This is a genomic window from Pedobacter sp. MC2016-05 (assembly GCF_026239735.1).
Taxonomy (GTDB): Bacteria; Bacteroidota; Bacteroidia; order Sphingobacteriales; family Sphingobacteriaceae; genus Pedobacter.
The window spans coordinates 685276-705878 of the sequence record NZ_JAPIVT010000001.1 but is presented as its reverse complement, the minus strand read 5'-3'; the positions used below and the strand labels follow the sequence as shown (position 1 = coordinate 705878).

At 39.6% G+C, this 20603-nt stretch carries 16 protein-coding genes; 4 read left to right on the top strand and 12 right to left on the bottom strand.

The annotated features are described in order from the left end of the window. Positions 1 to 3: 3 nt before the first annotated feature. From OQZ33_RS02990 to OQZ33_RS02975, 4 genes are read right to left on the bottom strand one after another with little or no spacing between them, the layout of a single operon-like run. On the bottom strand, positions 4 to 1146 hold the full coding sequence (locus tag OQZ33_RS02990) for a ThiF family adenylyltransferase (protein ID WP_265797557.1): 1143 nt from the start codon (positions 1144 to 1146) through the stop codon (positions 4 to 6). Position 1147: 1 nt separating this feature from the next. Then, the gene (locus OQZ33_RS02985) at positions 1148 to 1435 is read right to left on the bottom strand and encodes a MoaD/ThiS family protein (protein WP_265797556.1); all 288 of its coding nucleotides are present in this window, start codon (positions 1433 to 1435) and stop codon (positions 1148 to 1150) included. A gap of 1 nt (position 1436) precedes the next feature. Then, positions 1437 to 1850: a M67 family metallopeptidase gene (locus OQZ33_RS02980; protein ID WP_265797555.1), complete on the bottom strand. Its 414-nt coding sequence runs from the start codon at positions 1848 to 1850 to the stop codon at positions 1437 to 1439. After that, complete coding sequence (locus OQZ33_RS02975) at positions 1831 to 3258, bottom strand: polysaccharide biosynthesis protein (RefSeq protein WP_265797554.1); 1428 nt, start codon at positions 3256 to 3258, stop codon at positions 1831 to 1833. Before OQZ33_RS02975 ends, OQZ33_RS02980 begins: the two co-directional genes overlap by 20 nt. Positions 3259 to 3891: 633 nt before the next feature. On the opposite strand from OQZ33_RS02975, the gene OQZ33_RS02970 reads away from it, so the two are divergent. From OQZ33_RS02970 to OQZ33_RS02955, 4 genes are all read left to right on the top strand, one after another. Then, entirely contained in the window at positions 3892 to 4884 is a 993-nt protein-coding gene (locus tag OQZ33_RS02970) for a UDP-glucuronic acid decarboxylase family protein (protein ID WP_265797553.1), read from the top strand. A gap of 352 nt (positions 4885 to 5236) precedes the next feature. Next, positions 5237 to 5977 (top strand): WecB/TagA/CpsF family glycosyltransferase, encoded by a 741-nt coding sequence (locus OQZ33_RS02965; protein ID WP_265797552.1) that lies wholly within the window; start codon positions 5237 to 5239, stop codon positions 5975 to 5977. Positions 5978 to 5979: 2 nt separating this feature from the next. After that, positions 5980 to 6981, top strand: coding sequence for a Gfo/Idh/MocA family protein (locus tag OQZ33_RS02960; RefSeq protein WP_265797551.1), 1002 nt, complete (start codon positions 5980 to 5982; stop codon positions 6979 to 6981). A gap of 5 nt (positions 6982 to 6986) precedes the next feature. Further along, positions 6987 to 7874 carry a hypothetical protein gene (locus OQZ33_RS02955; protein WP_265797550.1) on the top strand — a complete coding sequence of 296 codons (888 nt, stop codon included), beginning with the start codon at positions 6987 to 6989 and terminating at the stop codon, positions 7872 to 7874. 80 nt (positions 7875 to 7954) lie between these two features. Here the strand turns inward: OQZ33_RS02955 and OQZ33_RS02950 are convergent, their stop codons facing one another. From OQZ33_RS02950 to OQZ33_RS02915, 8 genes are all read right to left on the bottom strand, one after another. Then, positions 7955 to 12292 (bottom strand): right-handed parallel beta-helix repeat-containing protein, encoded by a 4338-nt coding sequence (locus OQZ33_RS02950; protein ID WP_265797549.1) that lies wholly within the window; start codon positions 12290 to 12292, stop codon positions 7955 to 7957. 220 nt (positions 12293 to 12512) lie between these two features. Then, a complete protein-coding gene (locus OQZ33_RS02945) occupies positions 12513 to 13658 on the bottom strand; it encodes a glycosyltransferase family 4 protein (RefSeq protein ID WP_265797548.1) in 1146 nt (381 codons plus the stop codon). Beyond that, the gene (locus tag OQZ33_RS02940; RefSeq protein ID WP_265797547.1) at positions 13655 to 14785 is read right to left on the bottom strand and encodes a glycosyltransferase; all 1131 of its coding nucleotides are present in this window, start codon (positions 14783 to 14785) and stop codon (positions 13655 to 13657) included. The genes OQZ33_RS02945 and OQZ33_RS02940 overlap by 4 nt, the downstream gene beginning before the upstream one ends. 6 nt (positions 14786 to 14791) lie before the next feature. After that, a complete protein-coding gene (locus OQZ33_RS02935; RefSeq protein WP_265797546.1) occupies positions 14792 to 15649 on the bottom strand; it encodes a glycosyltransferase family 2 protein in 858 nt (285 codons plus the stop codon). Beyond that, positions 15646 to 17124 (bottom strand): O-antigen ligase family protein, encoded by a 1479-nt coding sequence (locus OQZ33_RS02930; protein ID WP_265797545.1) that lies wholly within the window; start codon positions 17122 to 17124, stop codon positions 15646 to 15648. The genes OQZ33_RS02935 and OQZ33_RS02930 overlap by 4 nt, the downstream gene beginning before the upstream one ends. A gap of 2 nt (positions 17125 to 17126) precedes the next feature. Next, positions 17127 to 18350, bottom strand: a complete 1224-nt coding sequence (locus OQZ33_RS02925; protein ID WP_265797544.1) for a glycosyltransferase — start codon at positions 18348 to 18350, stop codon at positions 17127 to 17129. Beyond that, positions 18350 to 19294 carry a nucleotide-diphospho-sugar transferase gene (locus OQZ33_RS02920; RefSeq protein ID WP_265797543.1) on the bottom strand — a complete coding sequence of 315 codons (945 nt, stop codon included), beginning with the start codon at positions 19292 to 19294 and terminating at the stop codon, positions 18350 to 18352. Before OQZ33_RS02920 ends, OQZ33_RS02925 begins: the two co-directional genes overlap by 1 nt. 7 nt (positions 19295 to 19301) lie before the next feature. Then, complete coding sequence (locus tag OQZ33_RS02915; protein WP_265797542.1) at positions 19302 to 20594, bottom strand: lipopolysaccharide biosynthesis protein; 1293 nt, start codon at positions 20592 to 20594, stop codon at positions 19302 to 19304. Positions 20595 to 20603: the final 9 nt, after the last annotated feature.

Here is a 20603-nt window from a genome sequence, read left to right as displayed (position 1 = left end):
TGCCTAATAAATAGGCAGATCCAACTCCATTTCTCTTATATAACCTATGATTCCGCCTTCCAGACTATATAGATTGTTCATACTATAGCGTTCCTCCAGAAGTCTGATGGCCGATTTACTCCGGCCGCCCATTTTACATAAAACGACAACTCGCGCATCGCTGGAAATTTTTTCCCGGTTATCCAATAGGGTGGAAAGTGGTATTAACTCACCGCCGATGTTGACAAATTCATACTCCGAGAATTCCCTGACATCGACAAGCTGTACATCTAATCCCTGCTTTTGCCAGTTTACTAACTCAATAGGTGTTATTTCTTTGATTTTCTTTTCAATAGCAGAAACGCCACAAAATTGCTCATAATCAATTAGTCCGCCTTTGAGGATTGAATCGTTGGTCATATTTTTTTTGATGTTATAGGTCATTGATTCAAAGCTCAGGGCATTGAATGTATAGAACTTTCCGCTCAGAACATCCCCCACCTCTGCGATCACTTTGATTACCTCAAGTGCCTGCATGCTTCCTATTATTCCTGGCAAAACACCTAATACCCCCGCCTCCGAACAATTTTGGACGGTGCTCGGATCTGGAGGAATCGGAAAGAGATCACGGTAATTTGGGCCGCGGCTGCCATCACCATTTAAATAATTAAATACAGAAACCTGACCTTCAAACTGATAAATGGAAGCATAAACATTTACTTTGCTGAGAATAACACAGGCATCATTAACAAGGTACCGAGTTGGAAAATTATCGGTTCCATCTGCAACGACATCATAATCTGCTAATACTTCCAAAGCGTTTTCAGAGGTGAGCTTGATATCATGCACCTTAATATTAATGTATGGATTTAGTGCTCTTAACCTGCGCATCGCTTCATCAGCTTTTGATTTACCCACCGCATTAATATCGAAAATCACCTGACGCTGCAAATTGCTATCTTCGACAACGTCACAGTCTAATATTCCGATGGTACCTATTCCAGCTGCCGCTAGATATAGTAAAACCGGACTACCCAAGCCGCCAGCGCCAACGACCAGTACCTTAGATGCAGATAGCTTTTCCTGAGCCGCTAATCCGAAGTCCGGAATAATAATGTGCCTGTTATACCGGGAATATTCCTGAGGAGAAAAATTGATCTGTTTCATATCATTCTCCCTTATAATTGCCCCCTGCGATAGCAGGAACTATACTTATAATTGAGAATTCACTCACATCAGTTTGAAGATTATTTAGACTTTTAATATCATCCTGGCCAACAAATACATTCACAAATGAACGAACTCCTCCAGCCCCATCCAGCAAATGCTTTCTTATTTCCGGATGGGTGGAAACTAGATTACTGATGATTCCGGAAATATCTGCGCCCGGTATTGATACTTTGGACTGGTTGTTTGTATATTTTCTTAATGGTGTTGGAATAAGTATTGTTGCCATATTAATTAATTTTAATTTTGATCTCTGTTAATTGTTGTTCATCTTCTTTCAACACCCACGCCCGCATTTCCCTTACTCCTTCCCGACCTACTGAAACGATTATATTCACGAAATTCGGCATGGCAAAATCCAGGTCTTCCCGGGAAGGGAGTGCAGGCTGGTTGGGATGAGAATGAAATACCCCTAATAGCAGTACATTATTCTTCTCAGCAAATTCTTCAGCTGATAAATAGTCTGCATCACTGATTCTAAATGACTCGCTTTTATTTTCAAAGGAATTGTTTTTCACTTCCTTTGCTAGGCGAATAGCATTTTTGTCACCCCAGAAAAAACCGCAGCATTCCTTTGGAAATTCACTGATTGCAATTAACCCAATTGCACTGGCAGCACTACTTTTAATGTGTATTGAGTTCATATTTGGAACCGCCGATTATCTTTTCTACTAATTTGTATTCTTCTGTACCGATTAGGGTATGGGTTAACAGGTTAATAATTTCCCTAAAATTATCATCATGTATTTCGTCAAAATCCGGATGATTTGGATCAAGACCCCATTTCAAAATGTTTAGCGTATCACGCGAGTCAACATTTTTCAAGGAATCTGCAACGCAAGTCTTCAGGGTTTGCATCAACCATTTTCTCGCAGCAGATTCATTTTCACTCCACTTAAATTCAGCAAGACGGGTCAGCAGTAGCTGTTTGCTTACAGGCAATATTCCGGAAATGATAATATCTTCTTCATCATTTACCTTTTTACCTCGATTTTCATATACGTTGATCAGTAAGTTGAGTTCATGCGGTTCTGCCCAATCTAACTGTCCCCTGAAAAATCCTTCTCTATACCCCAAGGGATTACCTTTAAAGGTCACGGGTATCTGTTTCCGATTTTTTAATATATTATATAGGGCGACTTCGAGACTTTCTACCGGCCACTCCAGGTTCTTGACGATCAAAAAAACCGATTTATCCGGCTGTGCATGGATAAGGGCATTCAGCATTAAGCAGGAAGCCTCTGACACATTCTGGGCAGTAACATATTTACCCGGGCTGTGAATGGAAAAATGGTCAGCGTTATCTACATCTTTGAATTCAATATTCATTAAACTGTTATCCAAAATATGCGTAAAGCGGACCATTGAATACAGTACGTGGCTATTCTTAGAATGGGCATCTAATATGAATTCACAAAGTTTCTTGGTTGCGGCATATACCTCTGATGTGAAATACCTGCTTGCTTTACCGGTCGAAGAAAATACGCATTGCTTTACAGAAGATGTCTCCTCACATGCCCTCACTACATTTAAAGTACCAAATACATTATCCATTATCGCCTCAACTACATTGTTCTCAGCATAACCCGGGCTCCTCTGTGCAGCGGTATGGAATACGAAGTTTGGAAGGTAATGATCAAAACAGGATTTTAAACCTAGCTCATCGCAAATGTTACCCTCAATAAAAACTAACCTATCATCATGCATCAAGGGATTATCAAAGGGTTTTTTATCAAAAACAATTACAGATTCAATGTCGAATTTAAGCAACATCTCTACCAGGCAGGAGCCCACGCATCCGGATCCACCGGTGACCAGACAAATCTGGCCTGAAAGCTTTTCGTTTAATTTATCCTCTTGAATGCTTAAAATTCTATCCTGGGTAGATAAAAAAGGATCAGAATCCAATCTACCGGTTGCCTGATAAGCTTCAATGAGCTCAGTGGTAAGCAAAGTTAGCGCATCAAAAGATTCTGGATTTTCATAATCCGGTGACAACTGCCATATTCGATCATAAAGAACACCTATCGCTTCATTATCACTATAATTCATATCACTAGATCATTAGGAGTTGTCAAGGTAAATAATGAGCTATTGCCGATAATTTACTTTTAGCTAAGGTATCCTTTAACTGATCTTCAGCCAATAGCCCTTTACTACTAAGCATCATTGGATCTTAATAAAACCGGTATGGGAAGCCGTTTATTTACAGTAACACGGCTAAGTTCTCATAGGAACGATCACTACATGAATTATCATGACACTTGGGAGGAATACCTGGATATTTTTGAGTGTATAAGAGATTATGTTTGATGGCTTAATCCGGTGTTATTTAACCACTAATACCTTAAGAATGCCGGTTTGAATCTTGTTTGGAAAATGCAGCAGCACACAAGTTCATAAACATTGGCCTTAAAGGGCCATTGCCAATCCTATTAAATTGGTGATAATTTGTGTCATCATATTAAAGGGGAATTTGAGGATTTATCATCTAAAAAGGCCACAACAGCTAAATGATTTCAACTGAAAGCTGAACTAGATTTAATATACCATGGGGCTTGTTTGTCTCCCCAATAGAAACGAGCTAAAGAAACTCACTTCAAAGGAAACATTATTTCAAAACCCATTATAGTTTCCCTTGCTTGATAAACATTTGATCATAAGATAAACAAAAACGCTATACTAATGACACGTAAAAGAATTTTAATTACCGGTGCCGCAGGATTTCTTGGATCACATCTCTGTGACCGCTTCATTCAAGAAAATTATCATGTATTGGCAATGGATAATTTAATCACAGGAGATCTTTCAAACATTGAACATCTTTTCGAACTTGAGAACTTTGAGTTTTATAACCATGATGTTTCCAAATTCGTCCACGTATCCGGTCATTTAGACTATATCCTGCATTTCGCGTCTCCTGCCAGTCCAATCGATTATCTAAAAATACCTATCCAGACCCTTAAAGTGGGATCATTGGGTACACATAATTTATTGGGTCTTGCCAAAGCAAAAAAAGCCAGAATGTTAATCGCCTCAACATCAGAGGTGTATGGAGACCCCAATGTAAATCCACAGCCTGAAGAATATTGGGGAAATGTAAATCCTGTCGGTCCAAGAGGAGTCTATGATGAGGCCAAGAGATTTCAGGAAGCGATCACCATGGCGTATCACACTTTTCATGGCGTTGAAACCAGAATTGTTAGAATTTTCAACACCTATGGACCGAGAATGCGTTTGAATGACGGCCGTGTTCTGCCAGCATTTATCGGTCAGGCATTAAGGGGTGAGGATTTGACCATATTCGGTGACGGCAGCCAAACCCGTTCTTTCTGTTTTGTAGATGATCTGATCGAAGGCATCTATCGTTTGTTGATGGGTGATTATTCCTTGCCCATGAATATTGGTAACCCGGACGAGATCACCATTCGCCAATTTTGTGAAGAGATTATCCAATTGACGGGAACTTCTCAAAAGATTGTCTACCAGGACCTACCTCAGGATGATCCAAAGCAACGCAGACCGGATATTACAAAAGCAAAGTCCCTTTTAAACTGGGAACCAAAGGTGAATCGCCGGGAGGGTTTAAGGATCACCTATGACTATTTCAAATCCTTGCCGAAAGAAAATCTGGAAAAAACCGAACATAAAGACTTTGCGCGCTACAACACCATTTAAGTAAGCATAGATCTTCCAGGAGCGGTTGTTTTAATTGACTGATCAGCCAATTTTTTTCGGGCGTAATCAATTATGCGTGTCCTATGTCAACCTTAATAAAAACAAGTTTTTTACGAAAAGTAGGCCTTGAGTATCGTACGCCTATGACTCTAGAGAATCATAATAGAGCCGCAATAAAAATAGCCAAAATACCAGAAATGAGTTATTTAGAAAAGCGCAAAGTTAAAATTTTCAAATCATAGCCCTATGGGGCTATTGTGCTACGGAGTAAATATTTAGACTTTAGTGGACGAAATAACAGGACTAGTTGCCTAGCTAAAAAACGCAAATCAAAGAGAATCTTAAAAGAGAAATGAACAACCAGCTATTTGTAGACGTAATGAATTTCAAGGTTTTCTCCGACGACCTGAATACTATTGCAATCGGTGGTGATAAGTGTCGGACCATTAACACCATAAGCCCTAACTCATATGGACTATCCCTTAAGGATGACATTTTTAATCAGGCGTTAAAGAAAACGGACTATCTGGTTTTAGATGGTGTTTATTTCGCCTTTGCCTCATTGATGCTGAAAGGAAAAAATATCAAAAAAAATCAAGGCCCTGATGTTTTTTACCACTTTATGGACCGAATGAGTAAAAAAGGGGGAAAAGTATTTTTCTTAGGCTCAAGTGAACAGACCCTACAAAAAATCGAAGACAAAGTAAAACAAGATTATACCAATATCCAGGCAGAGAGCTATTCCCCTCCATTTAAAGACACTTTCTCTGGGGAAGATAATCAGGCCATGCTAAATGCTATAAACAAATTTAAGCCCGATATTCTGTTTGTAGGCATGACCTGCCCTAAACAGGAAAAATGGGCTACCCAGTTCAGGGATGATATAGATGCAGGACTTGTGATCAGCATTGGAAATGTGTTTGACTGGTTTGCTGGAACTCAAAAAGCCATTCACCCCTTCTGGTTTAAGATAAGAATGGCTTGGCTTATACGAATATTTCAGAGACCTGAAATATTCCGCAGGAACATTAGAAACCAAATGACTTTTTTCGGTCACGTGGTATTGATTTTTTTAAAATTAAAGAAAATATAAAGATGATAAAAGTTGCATTAGTAGGGGCCGGAAAAATGGGCGTATCCCATTTATCTATATTAGGAGCCCATCCAGACGTAGAAATGGTTGGTGTTTGTGACACATCAAAAATAGTGACCAATTTTTTAGAGCGCTATTCTAAAATGGATTGCTATGCTGATTTCACTAAAATGCTTGACAAAGCAAAACCGGACGCTGTTTTTGTGGCCGTACCAACTAAGTTCCACCACCAGATCATCAAAATTGCTTTGGAAAGAAACATCCATGTTTTTGCAGAAAAGCCATTTTGCCTGAATACGGCCGAAGGGAAGGAACTTGTTGATCTGGCAGCTAAAAAGAGCCTGGTTAATCAGGTGGGCTACCACAACAAATTTGTCGGCACATTTAAGGAAGTTAAAAGAATCATCAAATCAGGCATGTTAGGTGATGTGTATCACTTCGTTGCCGAATCCTATGGCCCGGTTGTTACCAAGCCTAAGCAAAGTTCATGGCGGTCTAAGCCTGAAGAAGGCGGTGGATGTTTAATGGATTACGCATCACATGTAATTGATTTGGTGAATGATATTATTTCTCCAATTACCCAAGTAAAAGGTGCTACACTGAAATCGATTTATTCCAATACCGTTGAAGATGCTGTTTATTCGGTGATGAACACCACAGATAATGTAAGTGGTATTCTTTCGGTTAACTGGAGTGAAGAAACTTACCGCAAAATGTCTACGACTGTAACTATCCTTGGATCTAAAGGAAAAATCATTTCTGATGCTAACGAAATGAAGTTATATCTGAAAGATGAAACAAAAGATTATACTAAGGGCTGGAATGTGAAATACATCACAGACCTCACCGATCAGGTTAACTTCAATTTGAGAGGTGAGGAATATTCCGCACAGATTGACTATTTCGTAGATGCGGTATTAAAAAGAAAACCCAACAACGTAAATACGTTTCAGCAAGCTATGCAAACTGATAAAGTGATTGAATTAATTAAACAACATAGATAAACATCATGATGGACAGAATACTTTTTGGCGACAATCAATTTTTCGCCGTCAACCATATTTCAGATGAAAAATCGCGGGCGCAATCCATTCAGTTTAAAACTGATGAGGCGATCATGAAAACCTTAAATAATGCAAAAAATGTGGGGTTGAACACCTTTATGTGTACTACCCACGACAGGATTGTGGCAATTTGTGATATCATCAGAAAAAATCCGGATGAATACTCGGATTACAAAATTTTTCCGTGTATGCCATATGCCCACAAATACGCAAATGCAGTGACTGAACTGGGGATCTCTGGGACAATAAAACAATATGTTCCCGGTAATGTGTTTGGATCGATACTTAAAGGCGGAATGGCAATTATTTCGAAAGATTATATCTCCCTTATCGAGTTAATGATTGATGCTGAAATGAAAATGTTCAAAGGAATTAATACTCCTGTTATATTTTTACAGAATGTGATCACAGATCTTTTATTGGGACTAAACTGTGAGGAGGTGCTGGTTGCTTTCTGCTCGCACATCAAGAAAAAATATAATGCAGAGCCTGGTTTTATCACGATGAATCTTCCAAAACTGCACGAAGTGTTAACAAGAAATGGAATTGAAAATCCTATTATCTGTAGCTCTATTAATAAAGTTGGCTTTAGAATGTCAGGCAGCATTGAAGCATATGAAGAGGTATTAAGAACAAAAAAGGGAAGATTTATTGCAATGCAGGTCCTGGCTGGCGGTGCTATTCCACCTGAGGAGGCAATTGAGTATATCTGCGGACTACCCAATATTGAATCAATTCTATTCGGTGCCTCATCGCAAAAAAATATTGAAAGCACCATGTCCTACATCCATGCTTTTGATGAAAAGCAATTAACTACTGCTATGGCAAGCTGATTTAGGAGTTAAGCTACCGTAATCCAGTGGTAAATTGAAAAAGGGGCTTCACGGCCCTTTTTTAACTAATCAAGAAAGCATTAATCTATTTTGATTAATTTTTGAGTTAATTTAGTGGCCCCGTCATTAAAAAACAACACAAACGTCCCAGCAGGCAGACTGGAAAGATCTATTTCGCTTGAATTACTCCCTCTGGCCACATTGATTTTTTTTACCCGTTGACCATTGACAGAGAAAATGTCAATAGAACCGTTATTGTTTACCTCCGGGTGCTTTACGCTTAAAAGTGTTCTTACAGGGTTGGGGTACAAGACTAAACCCGTTACTGCAGGTAAAGAACTGCTCTTAAATGGGGCGCTACTGATTACCGTGCTTTCAATTTGCTCTATGCCGCTCACTATTTTAAAGCGCCAGTAACCTGATGGACGAGCAATATCGCCTACCATGATTGGGGATTGATAAGGCTTGAATGGACCATTATTCTCACTATAAAGTATATCAAAAGGAAACTGATCATGCTCAGCGGATAATGTATTTGCTAAATCGTCCACCACAATTTTTGGAGGAAGAATTTCTTTTCGCACTATAGCAGCTGGGCTGAAGGCTACAGCACGCTCATTAACATTTCCTACTATGTCCGCCGGGTTGGCAACATGATTTGCAGCCATGGCCTTAGCACCGTCACTTTTGGCGCTAACAGCGGCCGCTACTGTTACACTGCTATTGAATATCGGACTGTTTACGACCGAACTTTCACCGCGATTGCCAGAAGCTTTAACCTTGAACTTCCAATACCCAGCAGCCCTGGCAATATTGCCCACGTTAATTTTACCTGTATAGCTTTGGAAGCTGCCATTGTCAACACTGAATACAATGTCCGAAGCGTATTGATCATGATTCGCCATTAATGTATTTGCGGTGTCATCAGCGGAAATCAACGGTGGTTTTGCCGTGGGGGCGATGCTAAAAGCGGGGCTGTTGATTACAGGACTTTCGATACGGTTGCTTGCAGCTTTTATCTTGAACTTCCAATAACCGGCTGCCCTGGCAACATTGCCTACACTGATTTTACCGGTGTAGCTTTGGAAGCTTCCATTGTTTACACTGAACACAATTTCAGAAGAATATTGACTGTGGGCGGCAATTAGGGTGTTTGCATGATCATCAGCGGAAAGCACAGGTGCGCTTGATGTCAGTTTTGCACTGAAGGCGGGGCTTGGAACCACAGCACTCTCGCTGCGGTTCGAACCCGCTCGGAGCTTAAACTTCCAATACCCAACTGGCCGGGCAACGGTACCCACATTTACTATTGCAGTGTAAGGTTTGAATGCCCCGTTGTTCACGCTCATCATGATGTCCGCTGGATAGGTGCCATGCGTGGCAGATAAAGTGCTGGTAGCATCATTCTTCATTAGTACAGGTGAACTCGGGGTGATGACTGCTACAAAGGCGGGACTGTTAATCACCGAACTCTCGCTTCGGTTGGTCGCAGATCTGATTTTGAATTTCCAATAGCCGGCTGCTCTGGTGACGTTTCCTACAGCGATCGTACCGGTATAGCTCTGAAAGCTTCCGTTGTTTACACTCCATACAATCTCAGAAGAAAGTAAATCATGGGTGGCCGTGAGCGTATTGGAGTTGTCATCAGCAGTAAGAACAGGGGCTTTTGGTATGGTCTTTACTGTAAAGGCAGGACTTGATGCTACAGCACTTTCATTTCTGGTCGTGGCAGATTTAATTTTGAACTTCCAATAGCCCGCATTTCGAGCGACATTGCCGACCTTTATAGTATCCGTATACGCCTTGAACGCTGCCCCATTTTCACTAACCATAATCTCACTCTGATATTGGCTGTGGGTACTGATTAATAAGTCGGTCTGGTCATTCGCTTTAACAGCGGGGGCTGCTGGGGTAGTTTTAGCTGATGTGCGCATTAGAATTACTGAGGCGTAGGGCTTAATGGAGATACTACCCGAATATGAGACATTTCTAGCATCAATGTATGCCGCATCCAACTTTACAACTTTCGCCACATCACTTGCATTGTACTCAAATCTGATAAAGTCATCAGGATTGGTGATGGTCACATCAGCTTCAGAGAATTCGATATCATCCAACCAATAAACCAGGTTTTCGTTATCCGACTGAATAGTGATGCAGGTATTGGGTTCGGAGGTAGGAAATGAAAAGACACATTCATAAGCGGTCACCGCACCAGTAAGTTTGACTGTACTCACCGTTGATATTGTTGCATGAGGCGCATTCCATTGCCTTAAAAAAGCTTTAATATTTGCATCCTTACTACCAGCAGCCTTAAATCGCAATACATAGTGTTTGGCCGCATCTACCGCTCCAACGTTAATCAAAAGATAAGACCTGGCGCTACTGGTAAGCTTCAGCGAACCTTGTGCGGCCAGTTTATTGGTATTGTCTAACAGGGCCGAAGTGCTACCATCTCCATAAAACATGGTACCTGCGATATCAGCGGTAAATTTACCATTTAGAAACCTGTTAGTCCCAATCGCTTTGTTAAGAATGAAAGTAGGAAAAGTCAGCGGGGACTTCTTGGAATTTTTATCTTGACTGAACTGTGTTGCCCAGTTTGAAACATCCAGATTCATTTCAAGATACGATGGGCTATGAATGAACTGTTGAGTGTGGATAACTTTATTATCATCAAATGGTCTTAGATAATAATTATTATCCAAGGAACCTATTCTGCTGATATCATTGGTTTTTGAGATCAGTTTGGATGCCCACTGGTTGGTATGTTTTGCAAAAAAAATGTTTTCTGAAACCGAAATGTTTGCAATAGCGTATCCAAGATTGTCGTGACCGGTTCCAAAAGCAGCACCGCAATTGAATACCGTATTTTGAGTAATGGAATTATTTCTGGCATTATGAATAAAAATGCCGTTGTCAGAAATGGTGCTGATGGTGTTATTTGATACGTTGACTCCAGTTACATTATCATCGAGATAAATACCAACTACGGTCCCGTTTTCGGCGATAGTTCCTTCCTTCACTCCAATTCCATTGGTGATGATGTTATTTACGATAGAACGGTTTGTAAAATTCGTATTAACCACACCGGTAAAAGTATAAATCCCACCACCGTCATCTTTGATGGAACAAAAATGATCCACAAAATTATTTTTAACATGCGTGTTTTCCCCGCCAAAATAAATTCCAACATAGCCAGTATTGGTTATACTGTTGTGATCAATCAGGGTATTATTTGCTGTGGCGTAAATAGCCATCCCGTTATGATCACCGCTTTTCCCCATACCTGAAAATGGCATTGTTTTATCAATCTTATTGCCTTTGATCACAGCACCGGTACAACGATCGGTTAAATCAACTGCATTGTTCAGAGAACCTGTAATAATGCAGTTTTCAATGGTCAGGTTTTTAATATCGGATGCATCAATCGCCGAGTTGCCACTAAAATCAATGCGGCAGTTTTTTATGGTAAAATTAGTTCCAGCTGCAAGCGAAAATGCATTTGCATTTGCACCTTTGAAATTGATGTTTTCAAATAAAATCTGGGACCTAGATCCTTCAGCAGTGCTGGCCGTTACGATATTATCAATCGTGCTCACTTCTACCTTATAAGAGGAGGGAATACTGGCTCCAAAATAAACATACACTTTTTTGTTTACCGGATTATAATACCATTCCCCAAAGCGGTCGAGTGTACGTTGATCATTCTGGATAAAATATCCATAATTATTATTGGGCGTATAGGGACTCGACGCGCGGTCATAAACCAGGGTCGAACCCGTATGAGCAGTTATAGCATGTCTATCCAAAATCCAGTTCATCTTCCGGATGACCACTTCTGCCCCTTTCCAGTTTACAGCAGCGCCGAGCTCGTTATCAGTAATGGAATTATCAGTTTTGGATTTGATCTTGAGGTAACCTTTGTTGGCGGCATCGCTGTTGGGATATCTACCCAATTCCTGCACTGCATTATTGATCAGCAGTATGTTCACCGAAACGGCTGAGAGTGTACTGATACTCTCATATACTCCGTTTCCTATGGATTTCCACTGTGTGATCGTCGTCATTGCACTGATCGTGGGGTTACTTCCGGTCCCGAAAGCGTTGAAACTTATTCCGGAGGTTTTTAAAAGTATTGAGCCCTGAAAGACCTCATTTCTCTTAAACGATATCACATCCCCAGCTTTTAAGCTTGGAAAAAATGCATTGAGCTTCGCAATACTTTTCCAGGGAGTCGCCGGGTTTTGCGCATCTGCTGCCGATCTGCTATCATTTCCGGAAACTGAGGAAAAGTAATAGGTGCTTGCGTTACAAACGTTTAAAAAGAAAATTAAAAATGCAGTTATTGGTATTTTAATACCCGGTAATATTCTGTAATGAAAATTTCGAAAATGATCTAGGAGACTTTGAATCATTTAAAATAGCTAATTTGTTTGTTCTCTGTTAAAGTAGTAAATTTTAATCTTATGAACAATCAGATTTTGAGTTTATTACCGATAACAGCTAAATTGTTTGGAATTAAACAAAAATAGACATTAAAATGACGAAATGCTAATGTTTTTACATAAAAGGTTGAAAATTTGCATCTTACGACACACTTTTTAGGAATTGTAAGACAAATAATACATTTTTTCCCTAGACATGAACAGTTTTTCCTGCAGCTTTCCCGATGATTTCCGAGATTTTTTCCTCAAAAGTGTTTAAAGTAAATAACGTTTTAAATCTTTCCCTTCCTTTATCTCCCATGACCGCGCCGGCAGTAGGATTATTTACAAAAAACTTAATTTTTTGAGCGAGTTGAACAGGATTATTTTTTGGAATTAGAAAGCCTGTCTGATTATCTTCGATGACATCAGGGATACCGCCTTCACTTGTTGATATAATCGGTAGTCCGTGCTGCATCGCCTCCAGATTCACTAGACCGAAAGTTTCATAGTGATAATATGTAGGAAAAATAAAGACGTCAGCCTCATTAAAGAATGCCAGTTTTTCATCTCCATATTTAGGGCCATGTGCGAAAACACAATCAGAAAGATCGTTTTGTCGTACATAGTCTTCAAATTCTTGTGGAGTGATATCTGTCCATCCCCCGACAAAATTACAGGTAAAGGGAATATTTTCTTTTTTTAACAATACGCAGGCCTCAAGCAATACGTATACCCCCTTCTCGATCATCATATTGGATAGATAAAGCAAGGATATCTTTTGATTAGCAGCGGAGGATTTACGCATTGGATTAACTAAACGGGGATCCGAGGTTGGTATTCCATAAGGGCAGTAATGTATCTGGGCCTCATCTACGTATTTAGCGACATCAGGATATAAGTACTTGGAGAGCAAAATTGATTGGGTGTTTTTAAAGGCAAAACGATATAGTGCATCGTTAAGATTATTTTGTTTTGCCATCGAGACGCCTTTATTATGAAAATGATAAAGGATTTTTTTATTTGCCAGCTTGAGTAAAGCGACAACAATAAGGTCTTTATAAAATGCAGGCCCGTTGGCCGTTAAGGATACATAACACAAATCATACTTTTTTGAGGCAATAAGTTTTATCACCTTGGCTAAAATACCAACAAATTTGAAAGCCTTTTTTATACTCCCTTTGCCAGTTTGTGCCAGCACTGTGTTTGTCGACAGGCTAACATAATCTGTAGTATGGTCTGAATTGATCAGTTGACTGTTTTTGATGTAGGTATTCGCTATGGCTGCGCCATGAATTGGTGGCGGTAAATGCAGGATAAACAATACATTCAATTTTTTATTTTCGAGCGGTTTCATATTCGGGCAGTTATAGGTTGTGAAGAAATTGAATTACTCGTACCATTCAAAGCAAAGTGAACGGCATCCTTTAACCCTTTTGCAGCTTGGTTATGGTTATAGGTAGACACCATGGCAATCGAATTAGTAGAAAATTTAGTGTAAAGATCCTTATTGAGTAAAAGTTTAAGGATATGTTCAACCCAGACATCAACTGAGTTGGGAAGAATATATCCGTTAAAATCATGTATGATCAGATCTTCGGCCGCTCCAGCATCCAAAGAAGTAATCACAGGAGTACCACTTGCACACGCCTCATTGGCAACGATACCCCATTCATCGTGTTTGGTTGTAAATAAAAATAATTTTGCTTTACCATAATAGCTCGGGAGGTCCTTTTGATTGAGAAAGCCTGGGAATTCATATTCCACATTATGGGCAGTAAGTTTTTCCAGCATCTGTTCTCGCAGATCACCATCTCCGATGATCAGCGCTTTGAATCCTGAAATCCGCTTGCTTAGTTCCACTGCAATCTCAGCAAAAAACAGCGGAAGCTTTCTATCGATAATCTGGCCTGAGAACATGACAGTAAACTCTCGAAGATCCTTCGGTGTGTTTTGAAATTGTGAATTATCGACACATAGGCAACTTTTAAATATCTTATCATTGCTCACCCCGTAACTCTTATATAAGTCTTCAGTCCCTTTTCCCGGCGCCATAAACGAAGAGGTAAAGCGATAGACGAACTTTCTGAGTGATTTTTGAACAAAAGAAATTCCTTTCTCAGATCTAAAAGTTCCATCATTGTAAACGATGATTTTTCTTCCATTCAGCAAACACCAAATCACCCCATAAAGCATTGTCGGTTTAAAGGCTGTAATGATCAATACGTCGGGATTGAGTTTTTTCAATAATTGCCAAACATTTGGATTATTATGCCTGAACGTCTTAGCCGTTTCTGTAAGGAAATGCATGTTGTAATTGCCATAATCCAACACCCACTTTCTATTAGGTTCCAGTTTTGCACAATAAACCACGTCGTAGGAAAACTGAGGATTCTGGTGAATCAGCTCGTGCATCCGCTCCCTGTATGGACCTGGCACCTGAGTTAAATAGGCTATTTTGATTTTATTTTCTTTAACATTCATGTGTAATCAATTAACAACTTTGAATTTATCCCAGATGACAGGAAACAATGTCTTTAACCATAATTTTGCAAAAGCAAAAGGCAATGAGGCTGGAAAAAATTTCCGCGTGAAATAAAGATATTCCTTGTATGCAAGTCCCTTAGGACTCTTTAAAAATTTTACTCTTTCAGCAAGGGTGCTGTGCTGGGATTTCCAGCTATTGCCGTGATCATCCTCGCAACTACCCAGAACTCCTGGTGCAACATATACTTTGAACTTGCTTCGCTTAGCGGTCAGCGTATAATCATAATCTGCTATTCCATGGGTATACTTTTTGGACAGAATACCAATTTTTTCAACAACTTCACGGGGAACCAGCATAATATTGGCATTTCCCAGGTCACATTCCATCGGTCTGTCTTCATTGAAAACAGTTTCATAACCGATACCAAATTTGGAGATCAGCCTTTTACCACCGTAAGAAATCTTTGTACCGCTTACCTCGCGAGTACTACCCACTATAATCGGACCTTTCCCCAATTCATCTCTGAGCTCCCGGTAGGCAGCGATCATCGTGGAAAGGGCATTTCTTTCAAGAATGGTATCATCATTCAACAGAAAATAAAAATCGAAATCAGCCTTTACTGCCTCACTCCATGATTTTCTCATACCACCGGCCCAAAACAACTGCCCATCACCTTGAAAGATATTTGCTTGCGGAAAAATTTTCAGCACATCGGCAACAGTACTATCTGATGAATGATCATCGGTTAGATAAATCTGCAGTGTGGCATTATCAACCGATGTTTGATTTTTCAGGCTTTCCAGGCTTATAACCGTTTTGTCCCGTCTATTAAAGGTTGTTAATAATACGGCTATGTTCATAATTTACTTGTTTGAGCTGAAGGGTAAACACTGATGGGCGTCGACAATAGATAGATCAGGGAGTTATAAAATCCCAACAGGATTAAGGTCACCATGAAATAATTGGAATCACGTATAAACTGAATCTTAAACTGATTAATCATCAAAAACAAAAAAAGCAGATTAAATCCCAGAAGAAGATCGACTAAATAATTATTATAGGATTTGAGTTTAAAATACAGCAAGAATCCCCGGATGATGGAGGAGAAAAACAGAAACAGTAAAACAAAGGCACCAAGGTAACCCCATAATACCACAGCACTCATGTACAAGTTGTGATAATCCGGGATACCATCAGTACGGGCCTTATCAAAATGGGCTGTAATATACTGGTCTCTTTTTGTAAAATACCCATCTCCGAAAAAGCCACCCGATCGTTCTATTTTCTTAAAACCATATTCAAAGATATCTCCCCTGTTCATATCCTTGCCACTCATAATGCTTTTTAAGGAAAGGCTGTTCATGTTCACCTGTTCACTTCGCTTTGAAAAAACTTCTACGTCAAAAAAATTATAGGAATCATTAACAATAAACAGTAACACTACACCCACCACTCCTAATCCGATATTCACTACACTGATCCGCTTTCCAAGAAATAAAATCGCCATCACAATTAAAACCGGAAGCAATAAAATGGAAGATCTGGTTCCTGATAACACAATAGCAAACAATCCTAAAAAAGAAACCAAAATAGTGAAGAAAAAAAACCAGATACTTACCTTTTTAAACGAACCGCTCAATATCCCTGGCAGGGATAAGGCAATCACAGAAATAGAATATTCTGCGTAAAACTCAAAGTTACCTAATGTTCCTGCAGATCGGGGAATATCCAGCTCCCAGACGATATCTTCGCCCAGATTCGGAAAAAATTCATAGGGTGAATGGAAAAAATTGTACCGCTGATTCAAGGCATTGGCAAACATATATATAAAAAAGATTCCGATAATCTGGACGATCTTCACATAATGGCTTTCATCGAGCCTGATTTTCGAGCAATAAAATAATAGAAAAAAGAAGTTAAAAAAGGTAATGGAAGAGCTGATTAGAAGTCCTGTTGGTGTATTGCTGTTTGCAAGACTCAGCACCTCAACAATGCAGAGTACAACAATCATAAAAATTGTCGGTTTATTAAAACTCGTCTCAGCAAAAAATGACTTGCCATGAATGAACAGATGTGCAATCAAGGCAATCGTCGCCGCCAGGTTAAATGCCCCGCCTATCTCATAGCCATAATTGAAATGATTACAGATGAAAAGCTGCATTAGAAAAGAAAAATAATTTTTCTGATGAAGGGAGATATAAAATAAAAAGATAATCGAGAGCAGCGCCAATATCGTTACTGGAAGCGAATAAATAGAATAGGTAAAGGGCCCGATAACTACAGCAGCGGCTATCTTCAGAAGGATTGATAAGGTATCATTTAACTTTATTCTCATCTCTATTTAATCATTTCTTGATAGATTCTGTGATAATGATTGGCCTGGACCTTCAGATTATACTTTTCGCCAATCTTTTCTGCTATTCCCTCTCTATTGAATTGTGCCAGGTTATTTGCACAAACCATCAGCGCATCCCGCAAACTCTCCAGCGTCAATTCCTCTGCTAAATATCCGTTCACTCCATTCTCAATTAAATCCTGCAAGCCACCAATTTTGAATCCTACAACTGGTGTTCCTACCGCCAGACTTTCCAGCATTACATTTGGCAGGTTATCTTCCCGGCTGGGCAACAGGTAGATGTCAGCAGCACTGTAAACCTGACTAATCTCCAATTCTGACTTGATACTCCCTAAATACCTGATATTTGGATTCTTCTCCTTACTTGGAATATTTCCAACTGCTATGAACTCAAATTTCGAGTTAATTGCCGGATCATTTACCAGCTGGGTTACAAAATCAAACCCTTTACGAAAACTTCTGATAGTCTCTGAGATGAATAGTACCGTGATCTTGTTTAAAGACAAATTCATTGTTCTCTTAATGGGATCACCGGCGCTATATTTGAAGATGGACTGATCTATCCCGTTTGGAATCACCACATTATTGAAGCGGGCTAGATTCTCTGACTGCAACGCTTCCTGCTGTATCCATTTTGAGGGAGAGACAATGGTCATATCAGCATCCCTTAGATGAGATAAGCCCAACTTTTTACATTGGTATTGCTCACCATCAATCTGATCCAAATGCCGGTTTCTCAAGCTATCCCCCTTATAGTGAAATCCCCCTTGAAAAGCATTCATATCATGCTGGGTCCAAACAATGGGCTTTTTTAATAAATTGAAAAACGTACTATAGTCCAAGAAATTTGGTACCCAGTGTAAATTGATGACATCGCTTTCTTGCACCAGCTCATGACTGGCCAAATGAGAATAGGAAGTTTTCGCAAAGGAGAAAAACTCAAAATGACCAGTAAAATTTCTATAGTTATTATCGTTTTTATGTTCAAGGGTTTGGGGAAACCCTAATTTTTTTAAAATTCTAATCAATAATAAACCCATACGATTTCCTTTTGGAAATTCAAAAATATCCCTTTCATTTCCGGAATTTCTATTCAAAACAAGCATCTTGCTTTGAACGCCTATTTCAAGCAGCCCTTTATGCAGACGGACTGCGGCTGTTCCTGCCCCGCCCCCATCAGAATAACATATGTGCAAAATCTTCATTACTTTACTTCCTTTGCTTTTAATGATTTATACATAAGCTTACCGATCGTCTGATCATAGAAAAGCTTAATTGGACTCCTACCTTCTAAAAAAAACGTGCGACCATGGTAGGCATCAAAGTCATCCTCAAAGCGGAGGCCATCAGGTCCCAAAGGCTCTCCGATAAACTCAGTGCGATCCCGGTGATGTGCACTGGTCGCCGAACTGAAGTGTTCACCCACATCACCAATATTGGTAATGAGGTTATTTACCGGGGTAATGCATAATCCATTGTTTTTGAATATGGCAAATTGCCATTGGTAATCCCATGTGTGTTTTGCCTGTTGATGGTAAACATCATTAAACATATACTCCCATCTTTTAATCAATGGGAAGTAGTTATCCAGTATTGTATTGAGCGCTTCAGTCTGGCTAAATTCAGGCCATGCTTTAATCTGGAAATCATAGCTTTCCCAAGCGCGCTTCCAGGTTGCCCAGCCCCAGATATGTCCGTATCGACTAAAAAAATAATTTTTATCTCCCTTGATTTGAAACTCTTCATTCCATCTGGTGCCTGCAATATGCATCACCCTTTGATCATCCTGATATTTCTCAAGCAATTGATCACAGAATGGAAAGAAAGATTGTGAGGGAAGGCAATCATCTTCCAGGATGATTAATCTATCTGTTGTTTCAAAAGCCCAATTTATTGCGCCCGAAACCCCAGCCCCACATCCTTGATTGGCTGTATTGAATTTCTTTATCACCTCACAATCCCAATCTATATCGTCAAATAAACTCCTGGTCTCATTGATCATTGGGCTGTCCGTCGCATATTTTTCTTGCCTTGGTCCATCAGAAAAGACATAGAGCTTTTCGGGCTTATAATCCCTGATGGCCTCGAAAACATGTTTGGTGGTATCAGGCCTGCTGAAAGTGATTAGCAATATTGGAGTCTTTGCCATAATTTACTTATTGATTCAATAATACTGGTTTAAAGTTCCTAAACTTCTTTACGATAAAAATGCCCTGCAGAATGATCAGGAATAAATAGGATACCACAGATGCAAGCGCCACGCCGACCTGTTTAAAATAGATGCTTCCAATAAAATATGCCACAATACAAAATGCTGCTGTAGTGCCGTTGATAAACAAGTGTAGCTTTGTAGCTTGAAGCGCATTGATAATGGCATCGAATATTGAAAATATAATCATCAGACCGCTAGTGATCACAAGAATATTCGCATAAAATACGGCTCCCGGATACCTGCCGTCAGTTAAGAAATTAATGGCCATCGGTGAGATTATCCAAAAGGTGATGATGCTTAATATGACTATACCGACCAGTAGTAGGGAAGTATTCTTGAGCTGGGTTACGTTTTTCTGACTCGCATATTTGTAGATATTGGGCTCAAAGGTTTGAAAAAATGGAAACAACGCCGTATACACATAAGTAGAGATACCCTTGCCGATATTGTATAATCCCATTTCTTTCGGGGCGCCCAGTCTTTCCAAAACGATATTATCAAACCCAATGATGGGTATATAGAGTAAGGAGGCAGGAAGCAGCGGCAGAATCACCTTTAAAGCACTTCTTAAGATCTTCTTGTCAATATGAAAGCTCAGCCCTTTATAGATATGAATCAAAGAAAGCAGACAAAAGGCTACCTCTATGATTAAAAGACCTAGCATTCTTCCTGCTAGGTTCATGTCCATTTCAATAATTAAATAAAGCCCCAGAAATGTCGAGAGAATCCTGTATCCTGATACAATGAAAAAATAGGAAAGCGGTTTTCCGCCAAGCCTATAGTTGATCTGCAGAAAATTTTTGTACACCCCAATCGATCCGGCGACAAAAGTCAATAGCGCAAATGGATACAAGGGAACCTGTGAATTTGACAATTTTAAGAAAAGCACTACCCCCCCGTAAACCAGGGGAAGAAATACAATATTCCACAGCACTAAGGCTGAAGTCAGAGTTACCAAAACCTTTTTCCTATCCTGCTCTGCGTAATAAACAGACATGTAATAGGTGGTGAAAGAAAGACTAAAGAAAATATTTATAAATCCTACCAATGAGGTATAGTAACCAAAATAACCAAACTCTTCAGCCGTCAGATACTTGGCAAATAAGGGAGAGGTAAATATCGAAACGCTAAAATTAACAATAGGAACAAGCAGATATACACCGGTAGTCCGTAATTTCGATTGAATTTCGGCTCTTTTGAATGTGTCGAATTTCAATGCACTTTTTAAATTTATCATAGACCCTGT